Below are 21,233 nucleotides of genomic sequence, written 5' to 3'. Positions count from 1 at the left end.
TCAGGCCAGCATCGCGCCGGTGAACCAGACACCGGCGGCGATCAGCGCGCCGAAGAGCTCGACCAGCATCGACAGGCCGACGCCCTTGAGCGCGTGCAGCGTCGCGGGCCAGGCCAGCTCGTTGGTCTTCAACCGGTACAGCTCGGCCAGGTACACGCCGAGCACGAAGCCGATGAACAGGCCGACGATCGGGATGACGAAGAAGCCGACGACCCCGAGGACCGCGCCGAACAGCAGCGCCTTGTTCGACACCCCGGCCTCGCGCATCCGCCTGCCCGGCCAGGTGTACTTGACGACGCCGGAGATGACCAGCGCGACCGAGGCGATCGCGAGCACCGTCCACGCGGTGCTGCCACCGGTCATGAAGGCCCACACCGCGATTGCCGCGAAGATCAGAATGACGCCGGGCAGAATCGGTACGATCACACCGATCAGGCCGACCAGAATGACGAGGCCTACAATGACCTCACCCCACACGCTCACTACCGGGTTCCTCCCATTGTGGCGCCGAGTCGCGCCACCGGAATTCTGACCCACGCCCTACCCGGCTCGCCATCCCGACGCTATTGTCAATGTGTCAATACCGTTCGACGATGAACAGAGGTCAGGTGTGAGTGAGTCCGCCGCCAAGCAGGGACCCCTCGCGGGTATCAAGGTCATCGAGCTGGCCGGCATCGGGCCCGGTCCCCACGCCGCGCTACTGCTGGCCGATCTCGGCGCCGATGTGGTTCGCGTGCAGCGTCCCGGCATGATGCCCGGATACATGGAGCGACCGCAGTGGCGCGGCCGGACCATCGTCGAGGCGAACCTGAAGGATCCGGCCGACGTCGCCAAGATCCTCGACCTGGTCGAGCGGGCCGATGTGCTGCTCGAGGGCTTCCGCCCCGGCGTCACCGAGCGCATGGGCCTCGGCCCCGACGACGCGCTGGCCCGCAACCCGCGCCTGGTCTACGGCCGGATGACCGGCTGGGGCCAGTACGGTCCGCTCGCCGATCGCGCAGGCCACGACATCAACTACATCTCGCTGACCGGTGTGCTCAACGCCATCGGCCGCAAGGGTGAGCGGCCGGTGCCGCCGCTGAACATGGTCGGCGACTTCGGTGGCGGCTCGATGTTCCTGGTGTTCGGCGTGCTGGCCGCGCTGGTCGAGCGGCAGAGCTCCGGGCAGGGCCAGGTCATCGACGCCGCGATGGTCGATGGCGCGCTTGCCCTTTCGCACATGATGTGGGGTATGCGCGGGGTCGGCCTGTGGTCCGACGAGCGCGGCACCAACCTGCTCGACACCGGCATGGCGTTCTACGACACCTACGAGACCTCCGACGGCAAGTACATGGCCGTCGGCGCGATCGAGCCGCAGTTCTACGCCCAGCTGCTGGCCGGGCTGGAGATCGACGCGGAGGGTCTGCCGATGCAGCTCGACCCGAACGGGCAGGAGCAGCTGCGCAAGCTGTTCGCGGACAAGTTCAAGACCAAGACCCGCGACGAGTGGGCCGCGATCTTCGACGGCACCGACGCCTGCACCACCCCGGTGCTCACCTTCACCGAGGCCACCGAGAATCCGCACATCGCGGCCCGTACCGGCCTGATCGAGATCGAGGGCGTCGTCCAGCACGCGCCCGCGCCGCGGTTCTCCCGCACCCCCGGCGGCGTGCCGACCCCGCCGCCGTCGGAGACGACACCGATCGAATCGGTCTGGGCTGACTGATTCTCCGGCCTGTCGTCGGTAGTCTCAGCGACTATCGACGACAGGCCACGGATCCGAACCGGCCACCGGCCACCGAAGGTGCTCACCGCGCTGATCGCGGTCACCACCTTCGGCGCCGCGCTGCTCGCCTTCGCGGTGGCCGAGGCCCTGCTCGACGATCGCCACGCGCAGCTCGCCGAATCCCGTTGCCGCAGCGACCTGCCGGTCCCGATCACGGTCAGCCTGCTCAACGGGCTCGCGGCCGGGCTGCTGGCGGCCACCACCATCGCGCTGGTGTGCCTGCTGATGCTGCTGTTCCGCTATCCGTCCGCGCGCGGCGGCGTCGCCGTGCCGCTCACCACCGTGGCCATCGTGATCTCGACGCTGTTCATGCTCGGCGCCGGGTACGAGACCGTGCGGCCGCACCCGGCCACCTACCACTCGTGCGGATTCGGCTGACTCAGTAGCAGGTGAGCGGCTGGAGCGGATCGGCGGCGCGCGGGGTCAGCGCGTCGTAGGCGGCGGCGATGGACTTCACGGCCAGGCGCAGCTCGGCCTCCGGGTGGGTGAAGGGCAGGCGCAGGAACCGCTCGAACGCGCCCTGGACGCCGAAACGCGGTCCGGCGGCGAGCAATACGCCGTGATTGGGCGCGGTGGCGGCCAGTGCCGTCGACACCGGGCTCGGCAGCTGCGCCCACACCGACATGCCACCGGCGCCGGGCGTGATGTGCCAGCCGGGGAGATCCTCGGCGACGGCGTCGAGCAGGGCGGTGCGCTGGGCGCGCAGCTGCTCGCGACGGCGCGCCAGGATCGGTTCGGCGTGCTCGAGCAGGTGCACGGTGGCCAGCTGGTCCATCACCGGTGTGCCGAGGTCGACGGTGGCGCGGATGCCGAGCAGCTTGGTGATCAGCGCCTGGTTGGTGCGGATCCAGCCGACCCGCAGGCCACCCCAGAACGACTTCGACGCCGAGCCGATGGTGATGATCTCCGGGCCCTTGGCGAACGCGGCGACCGGCGGCGGCATGGTGTCGCCGGACAGGTTCAGCTCGCTCATCGACTCGTCGACGACGATGGTCATCCTGGTGTCGCGGGCGATGGCCGCCAGTTCGGCGCGGCCGTCGGCGTCGAGCAGCAGGCCGGTGGGGTTGTTGAAGTCGGGGACCAGGTAGGCCAGCGTCGCCGCGGTCTGCCTGGCGGTGCTGCGCAGCCCGTCGAGATCCCAACCGGCGTGCGGTGATTCGGGCCGCAGCGGCACCGGGATCGGGCGGGCGCCGACATCGCGGATGGCCTCGATGGCGTTCGGGTAGCTGGGGTGCTCGATCAGCACGCGCGCGGCGGGCGAGGTGAGCACGTTGAGGAGCAGGCGCAGGCCGTGCTGGGCGCCGAGGGTCACCAGGATCTGGTCGGGTTCGGTGGGCAGGCCGCGGGCGGTGTAGCGACGGGCCAGCGCCTCGCGCAGGGCCAGCACGCCGACCGGGTCCATGCCGTGGGTGCCGAGGTAGGCCGGAATGCCTTGCAGCGCGGCGGAATACGCGTCGTGCAGCTCCGGCGGTGCCGACATCGCCGCGTAGGTCATGTCGATGGTCGGCAGCTCGGGCTGGGCCATCAGGGCCATGATGCCGCGGGCGGGCTTGGAACCGTCGTGCTGGATGGCCGGCGGCAGCGCCACCGTGCTGCGCGAACCCTGGCGGCTGATCAGGTAGCCGTGCTCGCGCAGCAGCGAGTAGGTGGAGGTGATCGTCGTGCGGCTGACGCCGAGGGTGGCGGCCAGATCGCGCTCGCTGGGCAGCGCGACGCCGAGCGGGGCGCGGCCGTCGTGGATCAGCAGCCGGATGGCCTCGGCCAGGGCCAGATAGGCGGGCCGGTGCGGACGGCGCTCGGGGGAATCGCCGTCGGTTTCGGGGTCACGCCACCGGCCGAGGTCGCGGGCCAGGCCGGACGCGCCGATCACTCTTGTCGCCATGAAGTCCAGTATTCCGTAAGTGGATATTTCTAGGCAAGGCCAGTCGGAGGATTCTTACGTCATGACCACTTTTCTCGCCCTCGCCGCCGCCGCCGCCTTCGGATACGCGGTCTACCACTTTTCCCCGAAACAGGGTGAGCTGCCGTTCTGGCCGTTCCAGTCCTCGCCGCACGACCGCGCCTTCGGCACCTATGATGACCAGCGACTTTTCCGCGATCTCGATGCCGTGCGGGTGCACGACGACGAGCCACTGGGCGAAGCGCCGAAGGCCACCGAAACCAATCCAGTCCAGTTGCCGGAAACTGGCCTTCTCAAGGCCGGTGAGCGCGGGCCACTCGCCGCGTGACCGGGGGCGGACCCGAATCTGTCACCGGGTCGGCGCACACTGTGCTCATGAGTTCCGGAACCCGGACCGAACCGGTTGCCGCGGCACTGTTCGACACCGCGATCGGCCTGTGCGCCATCGCCTGGCACGGCGACACCGTCGTGCGATTCCAGCTGCCCGAGGCGAGTGAGGAGGAGACGCTCGCCCGGATCACCAGGCCGCTGGCGGGCACGCCGGTCGTCGAGGACGAGCCGGGACCCGTGATCACCGCGGCGATCACGGGCATCCGCGCGCACCTGGCGGGCACGCTGGACACCCTGCGCTGGATCGACGTCGACCTGCGCGGCGTCCCCGAGTTCTACCGGGGCGTCTACGCCGTCACCCGCGACATCGACCCCGGCCACACCCTCAGCTACGGCGACATCGCGATCCGCCTCGGCGCTCCCGGCTCGGCCCAGGCCGTCGGACAGGCGCTGGGCCGCAACCCCATTCCGCTCATCATTCCGTGCCACCGCGTGCTCGCCGCCGACCACGCGCTGCACGGTTTCTCCGCACCCGGCGGCATCGGCACCAAGGCCCGGCTGCTGGAGATCGAGCGCACCCCCGGCTTCGGCGAGCCGATGCTGTTCTGACCCGGCCCGACCGATGAGTTCTCGGTCACCGGGCCGTCTCATGGACGGTGGCGCAGCACGCGCACCTCGGGAAACCCGTGCCGACCTGCGATGGACGCGATCGCGTACCGTCGAGTCCGGTGGTCACACGGCCCGAATGCGAGAGGAACCACGATGCAGACTGTGACGTCGGCCGACGGCACCACGATTGCCTACGACCGGGTCGGGGACGGTAAGGCGGGCACCGTCATCCTGATCGGCGGGGCGTTCAGCTACCGCGAGTACACGACCATGGTCGAGCTCGCGCAGACCCTGGCGACCGATTTCGGTCTGACGGTGCTCAACTACGACCGGCGCGGGCGCGGTGACAGCGCCGACTCCCCCGGCGTGTACGACGTGGCCAACGAGATCGCCGACATCGCCGCACTGGTCGAGGCCGCGGGCGGGCAGGCGGCGCTGTTCGGCTGGTCCTCGGGCGCCGCGCTGGCACTGCTCGCCGCGCGCGAGGTGGCGGGGGTGACCGCGGTCGTCGCGTTCGAGCCGCCGTTCGTCGTCGACCCGAAAGACCATGTGCCGCCGAAGAACCTGGCCGACAAGCTGCATCCGATGATCGCCGCGGACAAGCGCAACAAGACGGTGCGGTACTACATGACCAAGGCGATGGGCATGCCGTGGCTGATGGTCTCCGCGATGCGGCTGACCCCCTTCTGGAAAAGCCTTGCCGCGACCTCGAATTCGACGGCCCACGACTGGGCGGTGATGCGGCCGTACATGCTCGGCAAGTCGCTCGATCCCGCCGACTGGAGCGAGGTGAAGGTCCCGGTCCTCGTCCTCGCGGGCGACCGCACCTCCCCGATGCTCACCCGGGGCGCCAAGGCCGTGGCGAAGGTCCTGCCCGACGCGACCTTCGCCGAACTGCCCGGCGTGAGCCACAACCCGAAGATCTCGATCCTGGCCCCCGCGATCGGCGATTTCCTCACCGCCACCCCCTGAACGGACCAGCTGATCAGGGTGGCGGTGGGTGATCGCGGTAGAACTGGCAGGGCTCGCCGGTGAGGTAGCCGTCCATGCAGGCGAAGTAGGTCTGGACGCAGGCGTTGCTGGTGCAGCCCGCCGTGTACAGCATGCCCCGGATGCGCTCGTTGCGCTGTTGCGACGGCGCGAGGGTCTGCGCGGGCGGGAGCACCGAACTCACCGGCGCCGGACTCGGCGGCGGCGTGGTCTCGCTGGGCGACGAGCAGCCGGACACGACAGCGAGCGCCACCAGCGCTGACAAGGCCAGACCCGCGCGCACCGTCATCCGTCACCTCCGTCCGAAACCCGACTCGACGGTACTACCGCCGGGTCCGGCCTGCCCAGACCCGCGCCTGTCGGAGAGTGGCGACCTTGCGTTCATCGGCTGGCCCCATCATCGATCGCCGCCGACGAGGCCGAGGCCGATCGAGCAACCTTCGTTTGAGCGCAGGCGCCGGTCAGCGGGTCAGAGGGTAGCGCCGTAGGTGGCACCGGCAGCTCCGCCCAGAACGCCGCCCGCGACCGCGGCGGGGACGCCGAGGAGCGCCGCACCGCCAACGGCACCGACACCCGCACCGATGAGGGCACCGGCACCGGCGGCACCAGCGCCCGCCGCGATGATCAGCGGCGACTCGGCGGCCCAGGTCACCGGGAAGGTCACGGGCGCACCGGGGCCGGTAGCGGCGGCCGCCAGCGCGGCGACACCGGCGGTCGCGGCGGCCGACCCCGCCACGCCGACACCGAATCCGATCGCCCCGCCCACTGCCGCACCCGCCGCACCACCGACGACGCCACCGGCGACAGCGGCCGGGACGCCGAACAGCGCAGCGCCCCCGAGAGCGCCCGCCGCGGTGGCGGCGGCGATCTTGTCGGAGCGGCTGGGGTTGATGCCGATCGAGCGGCCCTGGGTGGCGATGGCGGCCTCGACGTCGGCGGCGGTGGTGTTCACGCCGTCGAGGACCTCGCCGGGAACCTCGTCGGGGACGGGGCTGGTGAAGTCGCCGACGCGCAGGGTGCGCGGCGGCGGGGCGATGGGCGCCACCGGCTCGACCGGCTCGGGGAGATGCAGTTCCTCGATGACGATCGGCGGCGGCGGGGCGGTGTACTCGGGCACCGGACGCGATTCCGGGCGTTCGGGGGCGAGGCGCTCCAGGGTGTCGGGAACGTCGAAGTTCGCCAGATCGGAACGGCCGTCGTCGGCGGGCGCCGGCGTGTTCACGCCGGGCTGTTCCGGGTTGATCCCCGGCTGCGGCACCGCGATCGCGACACCGGCGCAGGCGACGGCCAGCGCCATCGGCAGCACGCCGACGAGCGGGCGAGCGACCCGCCGCGCCGTCGAAGAGTTCACATCATCGGACCGACGGATCACGCCGAACACCCACTCACACACTCGACACAGTGCGGCACGTCCCCGCGTACCGCGCAGCGACGATAGCGGTAGCCGAGCGGATGCTGTCAAATCGATAGCGAGTCGACATCACTCGCGCGTGTCGACCCTGAACTGCGAAAATGGCCCCTCCCCGAGCGCGGGGAGGGGCCATTCGCGAAGGAAACTCAGCCCAGCACGTCGTGGCGCACGATCGTCTGATCGCGGCCGGGGCCGACGCCGATGCACGAGATGCGCGCGCCCGAAAGCTCTTCCAGCCGCAGCACATACGCCTGCGCGTTGGCGGGCAGCTCCTCGAAGGTGCGGGCGTGCGAGATGTCCTCCCACCAGCCGGGCATCTCCTCGTAGACCGGCTTGGCGTGGTGGAACTCGGTCTGAGTGGTCGGCATCTGCTCGACCCGCTCACCGTCGATCTCGTAGGCGACGCAGATCGGCACGGTGTCCAGACCCGACAGCACGTCGAGCTTGGTGAGGAAGTAGTCGGTGATGCCGTTGACGCGGGTGGCGTAGCGGCTGATCACCGCGTCGAACCAGCCGCAGCGCCGGGCACGGCCGGTGGTGACACCCACCTCGCCGCCCTGCTTGGCCAGGAACTCACCGAAGTTGTCGAACAGCTCGGTCGGGAACGGGCCGGAGCCGACGCGGGTGGTGTAGCACTTGAGGATGCCGAGCACCGTGTCGATCTTGTTCGGGCCGATGCCGGAACCGACCGCCGCGCCGCCCGAAGTCGGGTTGGACGAGGTGACGAACGGGTAGGTGCCGTGGTCGACGTCGAGCAGGGTGCCCTGCGAGCCTTCCAGCAGGATGGTGTCGCCGCGCTCGAGCGCCAGGTTCAGCTCGAGGCGGGTGTCGGCGATGCGGTGCTTGAACGACTCGGCCTGGCCGATCACCTCGTCCACCACCTGCTGCGGGTCCAGCGCGCGGCGGTTGTAGATCTTCACCAGCACCTGGTTCTTGAATTCCAGTGCGGCCTCGACCTTCTGGGTGAGGATCTTCTCGTCCAGCACGTCGGCGACGCGGACGCCGACGCGGGCGACCTTGTCCTGGTAGCAGGGGCCGATGCCACGGCCGGTGGTGCCGATCTTGCGGCTGCCGAGGAAGCGCTCGGCGACCTTATCGATGGCCACGTGGTACGGCATGATCAGGTGCGCGTCGGCCGAGAGCAGCAGGCCGGAGGTGTCCACCCCGCGCTCTTCGAGACCGGCCAGCTCTTCGAGCAGCACGCCGGGATCGACCACGACACCGTTGCCGATCACGTTCTGCACACCGGGGGTGAGGATGCCGGACGGGATCAGGTGCAGCGCGAACTTGTCGCCGTTGGGAAGCACGACCGTGTGGCCTGCGTTGTTGCCGCCCTGGTAACGAACGACCCACTGCAACCGCTCACCGAGCAGGTCGGTAGCTTTGCCCTTACCCTCGTCGCCCCATTGGGCGCCGATGAGGACGATTGCCGGCATTTCGCGTCTCCTACAGATCGACGGCAGCACACGGTGTACTGCAGCTACCTGCCGATTGAGGCGGTGGCCGGAGACACAGTCTAGTCGACGCCTGATCAGGGCCCTCCGACCTGTCCTGTCCGAGCACGCCGACCCCCGGCCGCTCCGGGTGCCACGATCGGTTACGGTTACTTGCCGGCAGGGGGTTTGGCCGTGTTCGAGGGCGACACACCGTCGACCCGACCGAGGAGGGTGTACCGCAGTTTGAGTACCCACGTTCTCCGATGTGGTGACATGCCGGTCCCGATCGCGCTGGCCTCGCAGCCGACCACGCAGACCGAGCCGGTGCCCGATACCGCCGTGATCGATGAGCTGCTGCCGGTGCTGGCCGCCGACAGCCTGCCGCGCCTGATCGTGCTCGGCTCCGACGCCGCCCTGGCCGCCGTGCTCACCCATCTGATGCGCACCGAACGCCTGCACGTCGAGGTCGGGTTCGTCCCGGTCGAGACGACCTACGCCTCGCGGGTCTATCAGACCGCGACCGGCAACGCCGCCGCGAAGATCGCGCTGGAGGGCCGGGCCATCGAGACCCCGCTGATCCGCGACGACACCGGCACCGTGCTCGTCGGCCGGGCCAGCATCACCGGTATCGACGGCGCCAAGCTCGAGGGCGAGGCCTACGTCGACGACACGCTGCTATTCACCGGCATCGTGACGACCATGCTGATCTCACCGACGATGACGATGCCCGGTGTCCGCGCGAGGGTCCGCAAGGGCTTCCGCAAGCGCACCTGGGTGTCGGGTCGCGCCGCGCAGCTCGGCACGCCGGGCGCGATCGTCACCCGCGACGGGATCACCACCGAACGCAAGGTGCCCCGCTCGACCTTCTACCGCTTCGAACAACCCTGGCTCCTGGTGCGATGACGTCTTCCTTCCCCACCGGCAGGCGGACCGGCCACAGCGCCGTCCGCCCGAGCCCGGTCTTCCTGCTCATCGTGTTGATCACCGTGCTCGGCGGCGCGCTCGCCTGGGACGCCGACATCGAGTCGGTGCGCGCGAAGGTCGGCGTGTTCGTGCTCGTGGTGTTCGGCTGGATCATCAGCCTGTGCCTGCACGAATTCGCGCACGCCTATGTCGCGTGGCGCGCGGGTGATCATGAAGTGGAAGTGCGGGGATATCTCACCCTGAATCCGCTGAAATACAGCCACCCGGTGCTCTCGATCGGATTGCCGCTGATTTTCATCGCGCTCGGCGGTATCGGATTGCCCGGCGGCGCGGTGTATGTGGACACGACCCGATTCCGCTCGGCGGTGCAGCGGCTGGTCAGCGCCGTCGGCCCGGCGTCCAATCTGCTGTGCGCGGTGGTGCTGCTCGTGGTGATCCGCGCGTTCGGGACGATGCAGGAGCACGCCGGGTTCTGGTGTGGGCTCAGTTTCCTGGCGTTCTTGCAGATCACCGCGTTTCTGCTGAACATCCTGCCGGTGCCGGGCCTGGACGGGTTCGGGATCATCGAGCCCTCGCTGAGCTACGAGACCCGGCGGTCGCTCGACCAGATCAAGCCCTACGGAATGCTCGTTCTCTTCGCTGTCATCTTCTTCACACCATTGAGCCGGGTGTTTTTCGACGCTGTTTACGCTTTGTTCGAACTTTCCGGGGTACCTGACGGGTGGGCTGCCTACGGTAGCCACATGACCCGCTTCTGGCGTTGATAGCCTGTCGCCGGTCAACCTCGACTCTGGAACGGAAACGCGTATGGGCACCACCGAATCGCCCGTAGTCCTCTCTGTCGTCATCCCGGTACTCGACGAAGCCTCGGTCATCGCCGCCTGCCTGGAGCGGCTGGTCGGTCAGGACGCCATCGACGAGATCGTCGTCGTCGACAACGGCAGCACCGACCGCACCAGGGAGATCGTCGCCGAGCTAGCCGCCCGACATCCGAAGATCGAGCTGATCGACGAGCCGAATCCCGGCGTCGCGCACGCCCGCAACACCGGCTTCGACAAGGCGCGCGGCGACTACCTCGGTCGCATCGACGCCGACACCATGGTCGCGCCCGACTGGGGCGCCACCGTGCGCGCGCACCTCGACGCGCATCCGGACACCGTCGCGGTGACCGGCATCAGCACCTACCACGACTCCCCGATCGGCTTCTTCCTCGCCGCCGCGATCGGTGGCCAGCAGCGCCTCGGCCTGATCAAGCACCAGCCCGTCGGCAATGTGCACGGCGCCAATATGGCGATCCGGCGGACCGCGTGGGAGCAGGTGCACGCGGACACCACCACCCGTCGCGACCTGCACGAAGACCTCGACCTCGCGCTCTGCCTGACCAAGGCGAAGCTGCGCATCGACCAGCTGCCGCAGCTGCGCGCGGAGATCTCGGCGCGCCGCCGCCAGACCCCGCCGAGCGTCTGGTGGAAGTACCAGCTGCGTGGCCTGGAGACCATCGCCAACCAGGGCTACAACGTGGTGGGCTTCCACCGCGCCGTGATCACCGGCGCCTGGGTGATGCACACCTCGCAGTGGCCGATCTACCGGGTGTGGGACTTCGACCGCAAGCGGTTCACGCTGCGTCCCGGCCGCCCCAGGGTCTCCCCCGTCGGCGACTGATCCCTCACTCTTCGGGCGTCACATACGGATTGGGCACGGTGGGCGGGAGCAGCGCCATCGCCGAGATGCGCTGCATCCCGCACACGACCATCAGATCCACCACGATCGACCGGATCTGCGCGAACACCACGTGCGCCGAAAGACCGGCCCCGACAACGAGTTCGGGCCTGGCCTTCTTGGCGACGCTGCGCAGCGCGCGGGTGGCCTCGGCCTGATCGGGCTGCTCGCCCGGATCGGCCAGCATCATCCTGCGGACCACATCGGTGGCGTTGCCGAGCTGGTCGACCAGGTCGATCAGGCGGGGGTCGAGCACCTCGTCGTCGCGGACGAGGGTCAGGGAACGGCGCAGCAGCACCCGGGTATTGCGGACGGCGTTGTCGAGCGGGTCGGCCGCCGAATGGATGCGGGCCAGGCGCTTGCGGGAGTTCCAGTACAGCGGCGAGATCCGGCTGACCTCGCGACCGCCCTCCAGCGCCGAGCGCAGGGCGTCGATCTGCTTCTGGGTGGCGCGCACCGCGGTCAGCGACTCGTGCACCTTGTCCGAGTCCTGCTCGAGCAGGCCGTCGGCGCAGGTGATCATCGACTTGCTCATCACCGACAGCACGTCGGCCGCGTGCTCGCGGGCCCTGCGCACCGGATGCAGCGGGATCAGCCCGACCATGAGCACGCCGACCAGCCCACCGACCAGGGCGTCGATCATCCGGCTCGGGCCCGCGCCCGGTGATTGGCTCAGCGTCGAGACCAGCACCGCCGACCCCGCGGCCTGGATGGTGATGATCGAGCCGCCGTCGAGGAACACCGAGCACGCCATCGCGGCGGCGACCACCAGGCCCACCTGCCAGACCCCGGTGCCGACCTGGGCGATGAACAGGTCACCGATGCCGATGCCGACGGCGACCCCGACCACCAGCTCCACCGAGCGCCGGATCCGGGCGCCGAAGGAGATGCCGATCGAGACGACCGCGGCGGTGGGCGCGAAGAACGGGTCGGGATGCCCGATGACGTTGTGCGCGATGAACCACGCCAGTGCCGCGCCGAGCGAGCACTGGATGATCGGGATGGTCGACAGACGCAGACGCACCGCCGACGCCTTCAGGCGATCGACGGTGCTGTCCTTGGCGGCGGCGACGACCGGAGTCGCCGCGGCGACGACGGAATGGGGATCGCTCACCTACGGCTCGGATCCGGTCGCCGGCTCAATCCAGGCCGAGTTCGGCTGCCGCGTGCGGATCGCAGTCCTCGAGCAGGTCCAGGCAGCGGGCGTATTCCTCGGTCTCGCCGATGAGCTTGGCCGCCCTGGCCAGCGCGCCGACGCTGCGCAGGAAACCCTGGTTCGGCTCGTGATTCCACGGGACCGGGCCGAAACCCTTCCAGCCGTTGCGACGCAGCAGGTCGAGGCCGCGGTGGTAGCCGGTGCGGGCGAAGGCGTAGGCGGCGACGGTGTCGTGGGTGACCTCGTCGCCCGCGCGCTCGAGCGAGGCCTCGGCCAGCTGCGCCCAGGCGATCGACGCGGCCGGATGATCGGCGGCGACCTTCACCGGGTCGGCGCCCGCCGCGATGGCGTCCTCGGCGTCGATCAATTCGGGAAGGAGGACCGGCTGCGGTCCGAGCAGGTCACCGAAGGAGGTCATGGGTTCATTGTGCACCGCGGCCCGTCACGACGTCGCCCGGCCCGCCGCGAGGCGATCGGCGAACCCCTCGGCGCGACGCGCACTAGGCTGAGGCGCGAGTGGAACGTTCGAGCCTGAGCGAGGGGTACTAGGTGTCCGACCCGACCGACGAGAACAACGCGGCAGCCGAATCTGCCGACCCCGGCGCGACCGCCCAGCGCGGCGCCGATTCGTCGAGCACCGCGCCGTCGACCGGCGCGCCCAAGTCGACCCCCGAGGCGGTCACCGAACCGGGCAGGCCGACCGTTTCCCCAGGCACCACGGAGACCGTCGTCATCCGGCGCGGTGATCTGCCCGGTGCGGCCGGACAGGGTTCGAGCCCGTCCGGACGGGCTGCCGACCCGGCCGGTGACGCGGCCGGTCCTTCGGGCGGATCGGGCAGCTCCTCGTCGGGACCCGGCAACGCGACCGGTGGCCGGCGCCCCGATGACCAGTCGACCGAGCGACATACGAACGCGCCCGGCGGACGCCAGTCGTCCGAACGACCCGCGAACGGCCCCGGCGGCCACCAGCCGTCCGCGCCCGGCGGCCAGCGGCCGGGCAATCCACCGGCCGGACAGCAGCCGCCGGGGCGCCCCGGTGGCCCGCGCCCGCAGGCAGAACCCGCCGCACCTCCGCCACGCCGAGCCCAGCCGGTCCGTTCCTCGAACCCGGCTGCCGGACAGCAGCCGTCAGGCCCCGGCAGCCGTCCCAACGGCCCGGGCAACCCGCCCGCCGGACCTCGCCCCCAGGGTGGACCCGGCGCGCCGATCGGCCGTCCCACCGACGCACCGGGTGGCCGTCCGGCCTTCGGTCCGGGCAACGCCCCCGGCGGGCCCCTCGGTCGTCCCGGCGGACAGCAGCCCTCCGGCCCCGGCAACGCACCTGGCGGACAGCGCCCTGGTGGTCCCGGCAACGCACTCGGTGGACAGCGCCCTGGCGGCCCCGGCTTCGGCCCGAGCAACGCGCCCGGCGGCCAGCGGCCCGCGGGTCCCGGCGCTCAGTACCCCTCGGACACCCGTGGACCGCAGGCATCCGGACCCGGTAATCCGCCTGGCCCGCAACGGCCTTCGGGTCCGGGCGCACCACAGGTGGGTCGGGCGCCGGGCGCACCGGCCGGTGGTCGACCCGGCAATGCGCCTGGCGGACAGCCCGTTTCGGGGCCAGGCAACGGTGGGGGCGCACCGGCCGGGGCCTCGCCGCTGGCGGGTCTCTCGCAGGGCCTGCCCGGCGGGGATCGCGCGGACCAGAGCGGTGCGGACCCGGCGGGACGCGGCAACGAGCGCCCCGCCGACCTCGCCGGACCGGACGCGCCCACCACCGCGATGTCGATCCCGGGCCGGAAACCGGCCACCACCAAGGGTGATTCGGCCGACGACCGCACCGTCAAGGTCCCGAGCGCACAGTCCCGGGCGGCCCAGGCCGACATCTCGACCGCCGAGATGAACCAGGCCGACCGCCCGTCGAAGCCGGACGCGAAGCCCGGCAAGGCAACTGCCGCAGCAGCAGGCGTCGCGGTCGGCGCGGGCCTCGCCGGAGCGGCCGCCGTTGGCGCACGCGATTCCGACACGGACCAGGCGGCAGACGCGGCCACCGGCACCTCTGAAGACTCAGCGCGGGCGGACCGCAGCGCCGCAGGCGCAGGCGCCGATGCCACCGCCGATGCGACCGATGCGACTCGAAGTGGCGAGTCGCCGGACGCCGACGCCACGGCGGGTGCCGATGCCGCAGCAGCAGGCTCACCGACCAGCACAGGCGCCGCAGGCTCGGATACCGCACGTGTAGGCACAGCGGCCGCCGGCGCAGGTGCCGCTGGCGCAGCCGCAGGCGCAGGTGCCGCAGACGCAGGTGCCGCAGACGCAGGTGCCGCAGACGCAGGTGCCGCAGACGCAGGTGCGGCAGGCACGGGCGGGCCAGGCGCGGCGGGCGCAGGTGCGGCGGGCGCAAGTGGCGCAGGCGCGGCAGGCGCAGGTGGCGCAGGCGCGGCAGGCGCAGGTGGCGCTGGTGCGGCAGGCGCAGGCGCGGCAGGCACAGGTGGCGCAGGCGCGGCAGGCGCAGGTGGCGCAGGTGCGGCAGGCGCAGGCGCGGCAGGCACAGGTGGCGCAGGCGCGGCAGGCGCAGGTGGCGCAGCTGGCGCTGGCGCGGCATCGAGCGCAGGTGCCAACGTTGCTGGCTCACCGACCGGCGCGGGCGCTGCGGCGGCTGGATCGAACTCCGCTGTCGGAGATGCCGATTCGGTAGCGACCGGCTCTGTGGGGGCGAACGACAGCGCTGCGGCGAAGGCAGGCTCCGCGGCGGCCGCAGGCGCTGCCGCCCAGGCCGATGCATCCGCAAGCGGCCGCTCGGCTGCCGGTGCTGATGTCGCGGCGGACGGTAGCCGCTCGGCCGGCGGCGCTGATGCTGCTGCGGCGGCAGACGGCACCGGGGCCGACGGATCGGCGGCAGCGGGTCCGGGGGCAGGCGGGGCGGGGGCGAACACCGCCGGTCCACGCGGTGCCGATGCCGCGCAGGCGGATGCCGATGCGCCAACGATCTCCGGAGTTGTCGCCGGCGAGGGTGTTTCGCGGTCTCGGGATGTCGACGCGACCGAGAAGTTCCAGACCGCAGCGGGTTCCGGTGACAAGGGCACGCCGCAGGGAGCGGGTACCAAGCAGGGAGGCCGACCCGGCGCGGACGCGGGTAATCGGCCGGGCGCTGCCGCTGCGGCGGCGGGAGCGGCGGGTGCTGCGGCGGCCGGGGCGGCGGGTGCTGCCTCGTTGCGCAAGGGCGGGGGTGAGCCGCCCGCGTCGGAGGATCAGACGATCGCGATGCGGGTGGTGAATCCGGCGGACGCGCCGACCACCGCCATGCCGGTGCAGCGGCCGCAGGGGACGGATCGGGTGGTGCCGCCGTCGGGTGGCAGGCCGATGACGCCGCCGCCGAGTACGCCGCGTGGGCCCGCGGGGCCGCGGCAGGCCGGGCATCAGGGGCCCGCCGGGCCGCACGGGCCGGGGGTCGAGGAGACCCAGCCGTCGCCGCCGCGCGCGCCGATCGCCCCGCCCAAGCCGGCGTCGGCGCCGTCGCCCGCCGACATCCAGCCGACGCGCCCCGCGCAGCAGCTGGCCGAGGGCAAGCGCCAGGTCGCGCCGCCGGAGGCACCGCGTCCGGTCGCGCCGCCGCAGCGGATCGAGGCTCCGCGGGAGGCCGCGGCCGACAAGCCGGCCCGCTCGAAGCGCTGGCTGCTGGCGGCGGCAGGCGCCGCGGTGCTGGTCATCGCCCTGATCGTGACCGTGGTGACGCTGATGACCGGTGGGGACAACTCGCCGGAGGGCCAGGTCCGCACCGCGATCGGCGCCTACGCCGACGCGCTGGGCTCCGGCGACCTGGACGACCTGCGGTCGAGCACGTGCGGCCAGCTGCACGACTTCTACCAGGGCATCACCGCCGACCAGTTCAAGGGCGTGCACCAGCTCTCGACCGAGCGCGGTTCCATCCCGGTCGTCGCCAGCGTGGATGCGGTGCGCATCACAGGCGACACCGCGCTGGCCGAGGCGACCGTGTACACCTCGGCCGATCCGGCGAAACGGACCGCGCGGACCTTCGACCTGCAGCGCACCGACGGTAGCTGGAAGGTCTGCGACCCCGCGGGCACCCCGTAGCAGCGGTGTCGACCCGTCGTAGCGGCAGTTCATGGCCGCTATGACGGGTCACACATAACTGGTCATCCGCTTGGGTACTCGAGTAACATTTTCCGGATCATGAGCAGGGAACAGACAGTGTCGCAGCCGGGCACCGAAGCTGTGGTCCCGGACGCGGCGCTGGTCGGCCAGCGCTTCGGTTTCCGCGATCACTACGAGGTCGGCCGCGAGAAGATCCGCGAATTCGCCAGGGCCGTGCAGAACACGCACCCCGCCCACCACCAGGAAGTCGACGCGCGCAAGCTCGGGTACGACGGCGTCATCGCGCCGCCGACCTTCGCCTCGGTGATCGGGATGAGCGCCACCAGGGCGCTGCTCGACAGCGTGCTCACCGAGTACGACCTCTCCCAGGTGCTGCAGACTGACCAGGTCTTCGAGATCTACCGGCCCATGCTGGCCGGCGATCGGATCCGCACCGAGATCGAGATCGAGTCGATCCGCCAGTTCGGCGACAACGACTTCGTCAACGTCGGCTTCAAGCTGATCAACTCCGACGACCAGATCGCCGTGCAGGGCACCACCACCATCGTGGCCCGCCGCGGTGTCGAGGTGGACCCGAACATCGTCGAGGCCGTCGAGAACATCAGCATGCACGCCCGCCCGGCGGCCATCGCCGGCGTCGACACCGACGACATCCTGATCCGCCGCACCGGACCCGCACCCGCCGCCCCGGAACGTGAGTTCGCGCCGGTCAACACCGTCCCCGAGTTCGGCTCCGTGGCCAAGGGCGACGAACTGCCCGCGGGCATCGCCAAGGTGACCCGCGGCGACCTGGCCAACTACGCCGGCGTCTCCGGCGACCCGAACCCGATCCACTTCAGCGATCGCGCCGCCGAACTGGCGGGCCTGCCGACCGTCGTGGCCCACGGCCTGCTCACCATGGGCCTGGCCGCCCAGTACCTGAGCGACTGGCTCGGCGACCCGACCGCCATCGCGAAGCTGGCCGTGCGCTTCTCCGGTTTCGTGCCGGTGCCGCCCGCCGCCGCCGGCGTCATCGAGTTCTCCGGGAAGGTGAAGTCGGTCGACCCGGAGCGGCGCGGCGCCACCATCCTGCTGAGCGGAATCTCCGAGGGCCGCAAGCTCTTCGGCCGCGCGGTCGCCGAAGTCCGCCTCACCTGAGTAGTTCTCGCCGGTGGCCCGGGCGAATCGCCTAGGCCACCGCGATGAACGTCAGGATCGTCGCGCCGATGCGGATGAGGTCGCCGTCGGCGAGTAGCGCGCCGCTGTCGATCGGCACCTCGTTCACGTAGACGCCGTTGGCCGAATGCAGATCCTTGATCAGCAGGCCGGCGCGGCTGGGCATGATGTGGGCGTGGTAGCGGCTGGCCTTCGGGTCGTCGAGGACCAGCTCGTTGTCGGTCATCCGGCCGATCCGTAAGCCGCCGTGCGGAATCGGGATGGTGCGGCCGTCGGCGAAGCGCAGATTGCCGTTGCGGATCGAGCGCGGCACCTCGGTGACCGTCTCGGTCATCGCGGCCGCGAGCTGCTCGGATCGCTTGGCCTCCACCACATTCAGCGGTTCCTGCCGCAGCACCCGCTGTTCCAGGTCGATCAGCGCGGCGCCGGGGTCGATGCCGAGTTCCTCGGCCAGCACGGCACGCACCCGGCGGCACGCCTCCAGCGCGTCGGCCTGGCGCCCGGACAGGTAGAGCGCGGTGATCAGCTGACCCCACAGCGGCTCGCGCAGCGGGTGCTCGTTGGTCATCGAGACCAGCTCGCCGATCACCGAAGACGCTCGGCCGCAGGCGATCTCGGCGTCGACGCGGGCGGAGACGGCCAGCAGCCGCTCCTCGTCCATCGCCGTGGCGAAACCGTCGGCGAACTGCAACCCGGCCAGGTCGGCCAGCGCGCGGCCGGACCACTCCCGCAGCGCGGCACCGAACAGATTGGCCGCGCCGGGGTGATCGCCCACCTCCAGGCAGCGGCTCCCCGCCTCCCGCGCGTTCTCGAAGCGGCCGAGATCGCACGCGGTGTCCGGGATCTCGAGCCGATAGCCCGCGCCCTCGGTGCGCAGCACCTGAGCCGAGTCGATGCCCGCGTTGCGCAGGGCCTTGCGGATGTTCGAGACGAACACCTGCAGGCTGGCGGCGTAGGAGTCCGGCGGATCCTCGTTCCAGACCATCTCGGCCAGCACGGCAGAAGACACCGCGCGCCGTCGATTGACGGTGAGCGCGGCTAGCAGAGCGCGCGGCTTGGGCCCGCCGACCGCCACCGGCTCACCGCCGACCAGCAGTCGAACGGGCCCGAGCACACGGACATCAAGACTCATGAGCTCGGGCCCCGTTTGATTGTCGCGAAAAGGCCGATCAGGAACCGCTGACGGAGCGTCCGGCCGACTTCAGGTCGTTGCAGGCCTCGACGACGCGCGCGGCCATCGAGGTCTCGGCCTTCTTCAGGTAGCTGCGCGGGTCGTAGACCTTCTTGTTGCCGACCTCACCGTCGATCTTCAGCACACCGTCGTAGTTGGCGAACATGTGGCCGGCGACCGGGCGGGTGAAGGCGTACTGGGTGTCGGTGTCGACGTTCATCTTCACGACGCCGTAGCGCAGCGAGTCCTCGATCTCGGACTTCAGCGAGCCCGAACCACCGTGGAAGACGAAGTCGAACGGCTGCGAGCCCTCGGGCAGCGCCAGCTTGGCGGCCGCGACGCGCTGGCCCTCGGCCAGCACCTCGGGCTTGAGCACCACGTTGCCCGGCTTGTACACGCCGTGCACGTTGCCGAAGGTGGCGGCCAGCAGGTACTTGCCGTTCTCCCCGGCGCCGAGCGCGTCGATGGTCTTCTCGAAGTCCTCGGGCGAGGTGTAGAGCTTGTCGTTGATCTCGGCCTCGACGCCGTCTTCCTCGCCACCGACGACGCCGATCTCGACCTCGAGGATGATGTTGGCGGACTTCGAGAGCTTCAGCAGCTCCTTGGCGATCTCGAGGTTCTCGTCGATCGGGATGGCCGAGCCGTCCCACATGTGCGACTGGAACAGCGGGTTCAGGCCGTTGTTCACCCGCTCCTGCGAGATGGCCAGCAGCGGACGCACGTAGGTGTCCAGCTTGTCCTTGGGGCAGTGGTCGGTGTGCAGCGCGATGGTCACGTCGTACCTGGCCGCCACCACGTGCGCGAACTCGGCCAGCGCCACCGCGCCGGTGACCATGTCCTTCACGCCGAGACCGGAGCCGAACTCGGCGCCACCGGTCGAGAACTGGATGATCCCGTCGCTGCCCGCGTCCGCGAAGCCCTTGATGGCGGCGTTGATCGTCTCCGACGAAGTGCAGTTGATAGCCGGGAATGCGAACGAGTGCGCCTTGGCCCGGCCGAGCATCTCGGCGTAGACCTCCGGAGTCGCGATAGGCACAGCAGTGACCTCCGTGTGTGGGGAGCGAAAAACCAATTCTGTCAGGCGTCAGCCTACTGTGGGCCACTCATGTCACAGATTCGCCCGGTACTGTGGGGGCCGTGACTTTGCTGGCGGTATCCGATGCGGTGACGAACAACCTTGCGTTGACCCAGTTGCTGGACCCGATGTATCTGCTCCAGGAGACCTGGCTCAAGAACGCGGTCCTACCCGCCATCCTGGCGATCGTCTTCATCGAGACCGGTCTGCTGTTCCCGTTGCTGCCCGGTGACTCGCTGCTGTTCACCGGCGGCATGCTCGCCGCGCAGCCGAACCCGCCGGTCTCCATCTGGGTGCTCGTGCCGCTGGTGATCCTCGTCGCGTTCGCCGGTGACCAGTGCGCCTACTGGATCGGCCGACGGATCGGTCCGGCGATCTTCCGCAAGGAGGACAGCCGCTTCTTCAAGAAGCAGTACATCACCGAGACGCACGAGTTCTTCGAGAAGCACGGCCCCAAGACCATCATCCTGGCCAGGTTCGTGCCGATCGTGCGCACGTTCATGCCGGTGCTGGCCGGGGTGTCCAAGATGGACTACCGCAAGTACGTGGCGTTCGACATCGTCGGCGCGGTGCTCTGGGGTGGCGGCGTCACGGTGCTCGGCTACTTCCTCGGCAACGTGCCCTTCATCCGCGACCACATCGAGGGCATCTTCCTGCTGATCGTGTTCGTCTCCATCCTGCCCGCGATCATCACCGTCGGTAAGAAGGTGCTCGACAAGCGTCGCGGTACCGCGCCCACCGAGGACGCGCCCGCCGCCGAGCTGGCCGCTTCGGCGAACGAGATCCGCTGAGCAAGTGACCGCAGTACCGTCGACCCTGGCACTGGGCAGCTTCGATCCACTGATCTCGGCAGGCCCCGCCGTGGTCTGGACGGTTGTACTCGTCTTCGTCTTCCTCGAATGCGCCTTCATCATCGGGCTGTTCCTACCCGGTGACTCGATGCTGATCACCGCGGGCATCGTGATGGCCTCGCACGCCAACGGCGAAGCCCAGGTCTGGGCGTTGTCGCTGGGCACCATGGTGGCCGCGATCGCGGGTAACCAGGTGGGCTATGTCGTGGGCCAGCGCACCGGGCATCACCTGGTCGCGCGCAAGAACGGCCGCTATATCAACACCAGGAATCTGGCCAAGGTCACCGCGCTGCTGGAGAAACACGGCTTCCTCGCCGTGCTGGTGGCGCGCTGGATTCCCTGGGTGCGCACGCTGTGCCCGATGGTGGCGGGCGCGGCCGGGATGGACCATCGCCGCTACACCGTCGCCAGTACCCTCGGCGCGATCATCTGGGCCCCGGTGCTGCTGCTGATCGGCTACTACGCGGGCGAGTTCCTCGAGCAGGTGCCGTGGCTGATGCCCGCGGTGATCGGCACGATGATCGTCGGCCTGATCATCGGCACGATCCTGGGCCTGCGCCACTACCGCCAGGAGATGGCCAAGCCGGCCGAGGACTTCGATGTCGAGCGGGCGCCCAGCGTCGTCGGCGAGGCCGAGCGCTGACGC

The 21,233-nt window shown here is 70.3% G+C and carries 23 protein-coding genes; 13 read left to right on the top strand and 10 right to left on the bottom strand.

Annotated features, from left to right (window positions below):
- The gene (locus ACFVW6_RS02140; RefSeq protein WP_355274691.1) at nucleotides 1–483 is read right to left on the bottom strand and encodes a DUF456 domain-containing protein; all 483 of its coding nucleotides are present in this window, start codon (nucleotides 481–483) and stop codon (nucleotides 1–3) included.
- A gap of 127 nt (nucleotides 484–610) precedes the next feature.
- Here ACFVW6_RS02140 and ACFVW6_RS02135 point away from each other — a divergent pair, with 127 nt between their 5' ends.
- Nucleotides 611–1,705: a CaiB/BaiF CoA transferase family protein gene (locus ACFVW6_RS02135; protein ID WP_378824138.1), complete on the top strand. Its 1,095-nt coding sequence runs from the start codon at nucleotides 611–613 to the stop codon at nucleotides 1,703–1,705.
- Between the two features lie 78 nt (nucleotides 1,706–1,783).
- Complete coding sequence (locus ACFVW6_RS02130) at nucleotides 1,784–2,143, top strand: hypothetical protein (RefSeq protein ID WP_355274696.1); 360 nt, start codon at nucleotides 1,784–1,786, stop codon at nucleotides 2,141–2,143.
- Nucleotide 2,144: 1 nt separating this feature from the next.
- On the opposite strand, the gene ACFVW6_RS02125 is transcribed toward ACFVW6_RS02130, so the two are convergent.
- Nucleotides 2,145–3,647, bottom strand: coding sequence for a PLP-dependent aminotransferase family protein (locus ACFVW6_RS02125; protein WP_355274699.1), 1,503 nt, complete (start codon nucleotides 3,645–3,647; stop codon nucleotides 2,145–2,147).
- Between the two features lie 61 nt (nucleotides 3,648–3,708).
- Here ACFVW6_RS02125 and ACFVW6_RS02120 point away from each other — a divergent pair, with 61 nt between their 5' ends.
- The 3 genes from ACFVW6_RS02120 (at nucleotide 3,709) to ACFVW6_RS02110 (ending at nucleotide 5,576) form a co-directional block, all read left to right on the top strand.
- Entirely contained in the window at nucleotides 3,709–3,993 is a 285-nt protein-coding gene (locus tag ACFVW6_RS02120; RefSeq protein ID WP_378824139.1) for a hypothetical protein, read from the top strand.
- 47 nt (nucleotides 3,994–4,040) lie between these two features.
- On the top strand, nucleotides 4,041–4,604 hold the full coding sequence (locus ACFVW6_RS02115; RefSeq protein WP_378824140.1) for a methylated-DNA--[protein]-cysteine S-methyltransferase: 564 nt from the start codon (nucleotides 4,041–4,043) through the stop codon (nucleotides 4,602–4,604).
- Nucleotides 4,605–4,757: 153 nt separating this feature from the next.
- Nucleotides 4,758–5,576, top strand: a complete 819-nt coding sequence (locus ACFVW6_RS02110) for an alpha/beta fold hydrolase (protein ID WP_378824141.1) — start codon at nucleotides 4,758–4,760, stop codon at nucleotides 5,574–5,576.
- A 13-nt stretch (nucleotides 5,577–5,589) separates the two neighbouring features.
- Here the strand turns inward: ACFVW6_RS02110 and ACFVW6_RS02105 are convergent, their stop codons facing one another.
- From ACFVW6_RS02105 to ACFVW6_RS02095, 3 genes are all read right to left on the bottom strand, one after another.
- The gene (locus ACFVW6_RS02105; protein ID WP_378824142.1) at nucleotides 5,590–5,883 is read right to left on the bottom strand and encodes a hypothetical protein; all 294 of its coding nucleotides are present in this window, start codon (nucleotides 5,881–5,883) and stop codon (nucleotides 5,590–5,592) included.
- Nucleotides 5,884–6,063: 180 nt separating this feature from the next.
- Nucleotides 6,064–6,945 carry a hypothetical protein gene (locus ACFVW6_RS02100; RefSeq protein ID WP_357342237.1) on the bottom strand — a complete coding sequence of 294 codons (882 nt, stop codon included), beginning with the start codon at nucleotides 6,943–6,945 and terminating at the stop codon, nucleotides 6,064–6,066.
- A gap of 206 nt (nucleotides 6,946–7,151) precedes the next feature.
- A complete protein-coding gene (locus tag ACFVW6_RS02095) occupies nucleotides 7,152–8,441 on the bottom strand; it encodes an adenylosuccinate synthase (protein WP_378824143.1) in 1,290 nt (429 codons plus the stop codon).
- A 273-nt stretch (nucleotides 8,442–8,714) separates the two neighbouring features.
- Here ACFVW6_RS02095 and ACFVW6_RS02090 point away from each other — a divergent pair, with 273 nt between their 5' ends.
- Genes ACFVW6_RS02090 through ACFVW6_RS02080 form a run of 3 tightly spaced genes read left to right on the top strand, consistent with a single transcriptional unit; the run spans nucleotide 8,715 to nucleotide 11,027 of the window.
- Complete coding sequence (locus ACFVW6_RS02090; RefSeq protein WP_355274714.1) at nucleotides 8,715–9,344, top strand: hypothetical protein; 630 nt, start codon at nucleotides 8,715–8,717, stop codon at nucleotides 9,342–9,344.
- Complete coding sequence (locus tag ACFVW6_RS02085) at nucleotides 9,341–10,129, top strand: site-2 protease family protein (RefSeq protein WP_355274716.1); 789 nt, start codon at nucleotides 9,341–9,343, stop codon at nucleotides 10,127–10,129. The genes ACFVW6_RS02090 and ACFVW6_RS02085 overlap by 4 nt, the downstream gene beginning before the upstream one ends.
- A gap of 43 nt (nucleotides 10,130–10,172) precedes the next feature.
- Entirely contained in the window at nucleotides 10,173–11,027 is an 855-nt protein-coding gene (locus ACFVW6_RS02080) for a glycosyltransferase family 2 protein (RefSeq protein WP_378824144.1), read from the top strand.
- 4 nt (nucleotides 11,028–11,031) lie between these two features.
- Here the strand turns inward: ACFVW6_RS02080 and ACFVW6_RS02075 are convergent, their stop codons facing one another.
- From ACFVW6_RS02075 to ACFVW6_RS02065, 3 genes are all read right to left on the bottom strand, one after another.
- Nucleotides 11,032–12,198 carry an FUSC family protein gene (locus tag ACFVW6_RS02075; RefSeq protein WP_357342234.1) on the bottom strand — a complete coding sequence of 389 codons (1,167 nt, stop codon included), beginning with the start codon at nucleotides 12,196–12,198 and terminating at the stop codon, nucleotides 11,032–11,034.
- A gap of 25 nt (nucleotides 12,199–12,223) precedes the next feature.
- The gene (locus tag ACFVW6_RS02070) at nucleotides 12,224–12,658 is read right to left on the bottom strand and encodes a DUF3151 domain-containing protein (protein WP_355274722.1); all 435 of its coding nucleotides are present in this window, start codon (nucleotides 12,656–12,658) and stop codon (nucleotides 12,224–12,226) included.
- Between the two features lie 127 nt (nucleotides 12,659–12,785).
- Nucleotides 12,786–12,956: a hypothetical protein gene (locus ACFVW6_RS02065; protein WP_378824145.1), complete on the bottom strand. Its 171-nt coding sequence runs from the start codon at nucleotides 12,954–12,956 to the stop codon at nucleotides 12,786–12,788.
- A gap of 1,526 nt (nucleotides 12,957–14,482) precedes the next feature.
- On the opposite strand from ACFVW6_RS02065, the gene ACFVW6_RS02060 reads away from it, so the two are divergent.
- The 3 genes from ACFVW6_RS02060 (at nucleotide 14,483) to ACFVW6_RS02050 (ending at nucleotide 17,472) form a co-directional block, all read left to right on the top strand.
- Nucleotides 14,483–14,917 carry a hypothetical protein gene (locus ACFVW6_RS02060; protein ID WP_378824146.1) on the top strand — a complete coding sequence of 145 codons (435 nt, stop codon included), beginning with the start codon at nucleotides 14,483–14,485 and terminating at the stop codon, nucleotides 14,915–14,917.
- A gap of 515 nt (nucleotides 14,918–15,432) precedes the next feature.
- The gene (locus ACFVW6_RS02055; protein ID WP_378824147.1) at nucleotides 15,433–16,314 is read left to right on the top strand and encodes a hypothetical protein; all 882 of its coding nucleotides are present in this window, start codon (nucleotides 15,433–15,435) and stop codon (nucleotides 16,312–16,314) included.
- 99 nt (nucleotides 16,315–16,413) lie between these two features.
- Entirely contained in the window at nucleotides 16,414–17,472 is a 1,059-nt protein-coding gene (locus ACFVW6_RS02050) for a fused (3R)-hydroxyacyl-ACP dehydratase subunits HadA/HadB (RefSeq protein ID WP_378824148.1), read from the top strand.
- Between the two features lie 31 nt (nucleotides 17,473–17,503).
- Here ACFVW6_RS02050 and ACFVW6_RS02045 read toward each other — a convergent pair whose 3' ends face one another.
- Both ACFVW6_RS02045 and fbaA read right to left on the bottom strand, forming a co-directional pair.
- The gene (locus tag ACFVW6_RS02045) at nucleotides 17,504–18,622 is read right to left on the bottom strand and encodes a BTAD domain-containing putative transcriptional regulator (protein ID WP_355274732.1); all 1,119 of its coding nucleotides are present in this window, start codon (nucleotides 18,620–18,622) and stop codon (nucleotides 17,504–17,506) included.
- Between the two features lie 37 nt (nucleotides 18,623–18,659).
- Entirely contained in the window at nucleotides 18,660–19,697 is a 1,038-nt protein-coding gene (gene fbaA, locus ACFVW6_RS02040; RefSeq protein ID WP_355274735.1) for a class II fructose-bisphosphate aldolase, read from the bottom strand.
- A 167-nt stretch (nucleotides 19,698–19,864) separates the two neighbouring features.
- Between fbaA and ACFVW6_RS02035 the strand changes: the two genes are divergently transcribed.
- Both ACFVW6_RS02035 and ACFVW6_RS02030 read left to right on the top strand, forming a co-directional pair.
- Nucleotides 19,865–20,527: a VTT domain-containing protein gene (locus ACFVW6_RS02035; RefSeq protein WP_355275405.1), complete on the top strand. Its 663-nt coding sequence runs from the start codon at nucleotides 19,865–19,867 to the stop codon at nucleotides 20,525–20,527.
- 4 nt (nucleotides 20,528–20,531) lie between these two features.
- Complete coding sequence (locus ACFVW6_RS02030; RefSeq protein ID WP_355274738.1) at nucleotides 20,532–21,230, top strand: DedA family protein; 699 nt, start codon at nucleotides 20,532–20,534, stop codon at nucleotides 21,228–21,230.
- Nucleotides 21,231–21,233: the final 3 nt, after the last annotated feature.

This window comes from Nocardia sp. NPDC058244, from assembly GCF_042882065.1.
Lineage (GTDB): Bacteria > Actinomycetota > Actinomycetes > Mycobacteriales > Mycobacteriaceae > Nocardia.
This window is presented reverse-complemented; position numbering and strand designations above follow the sequence as displayed.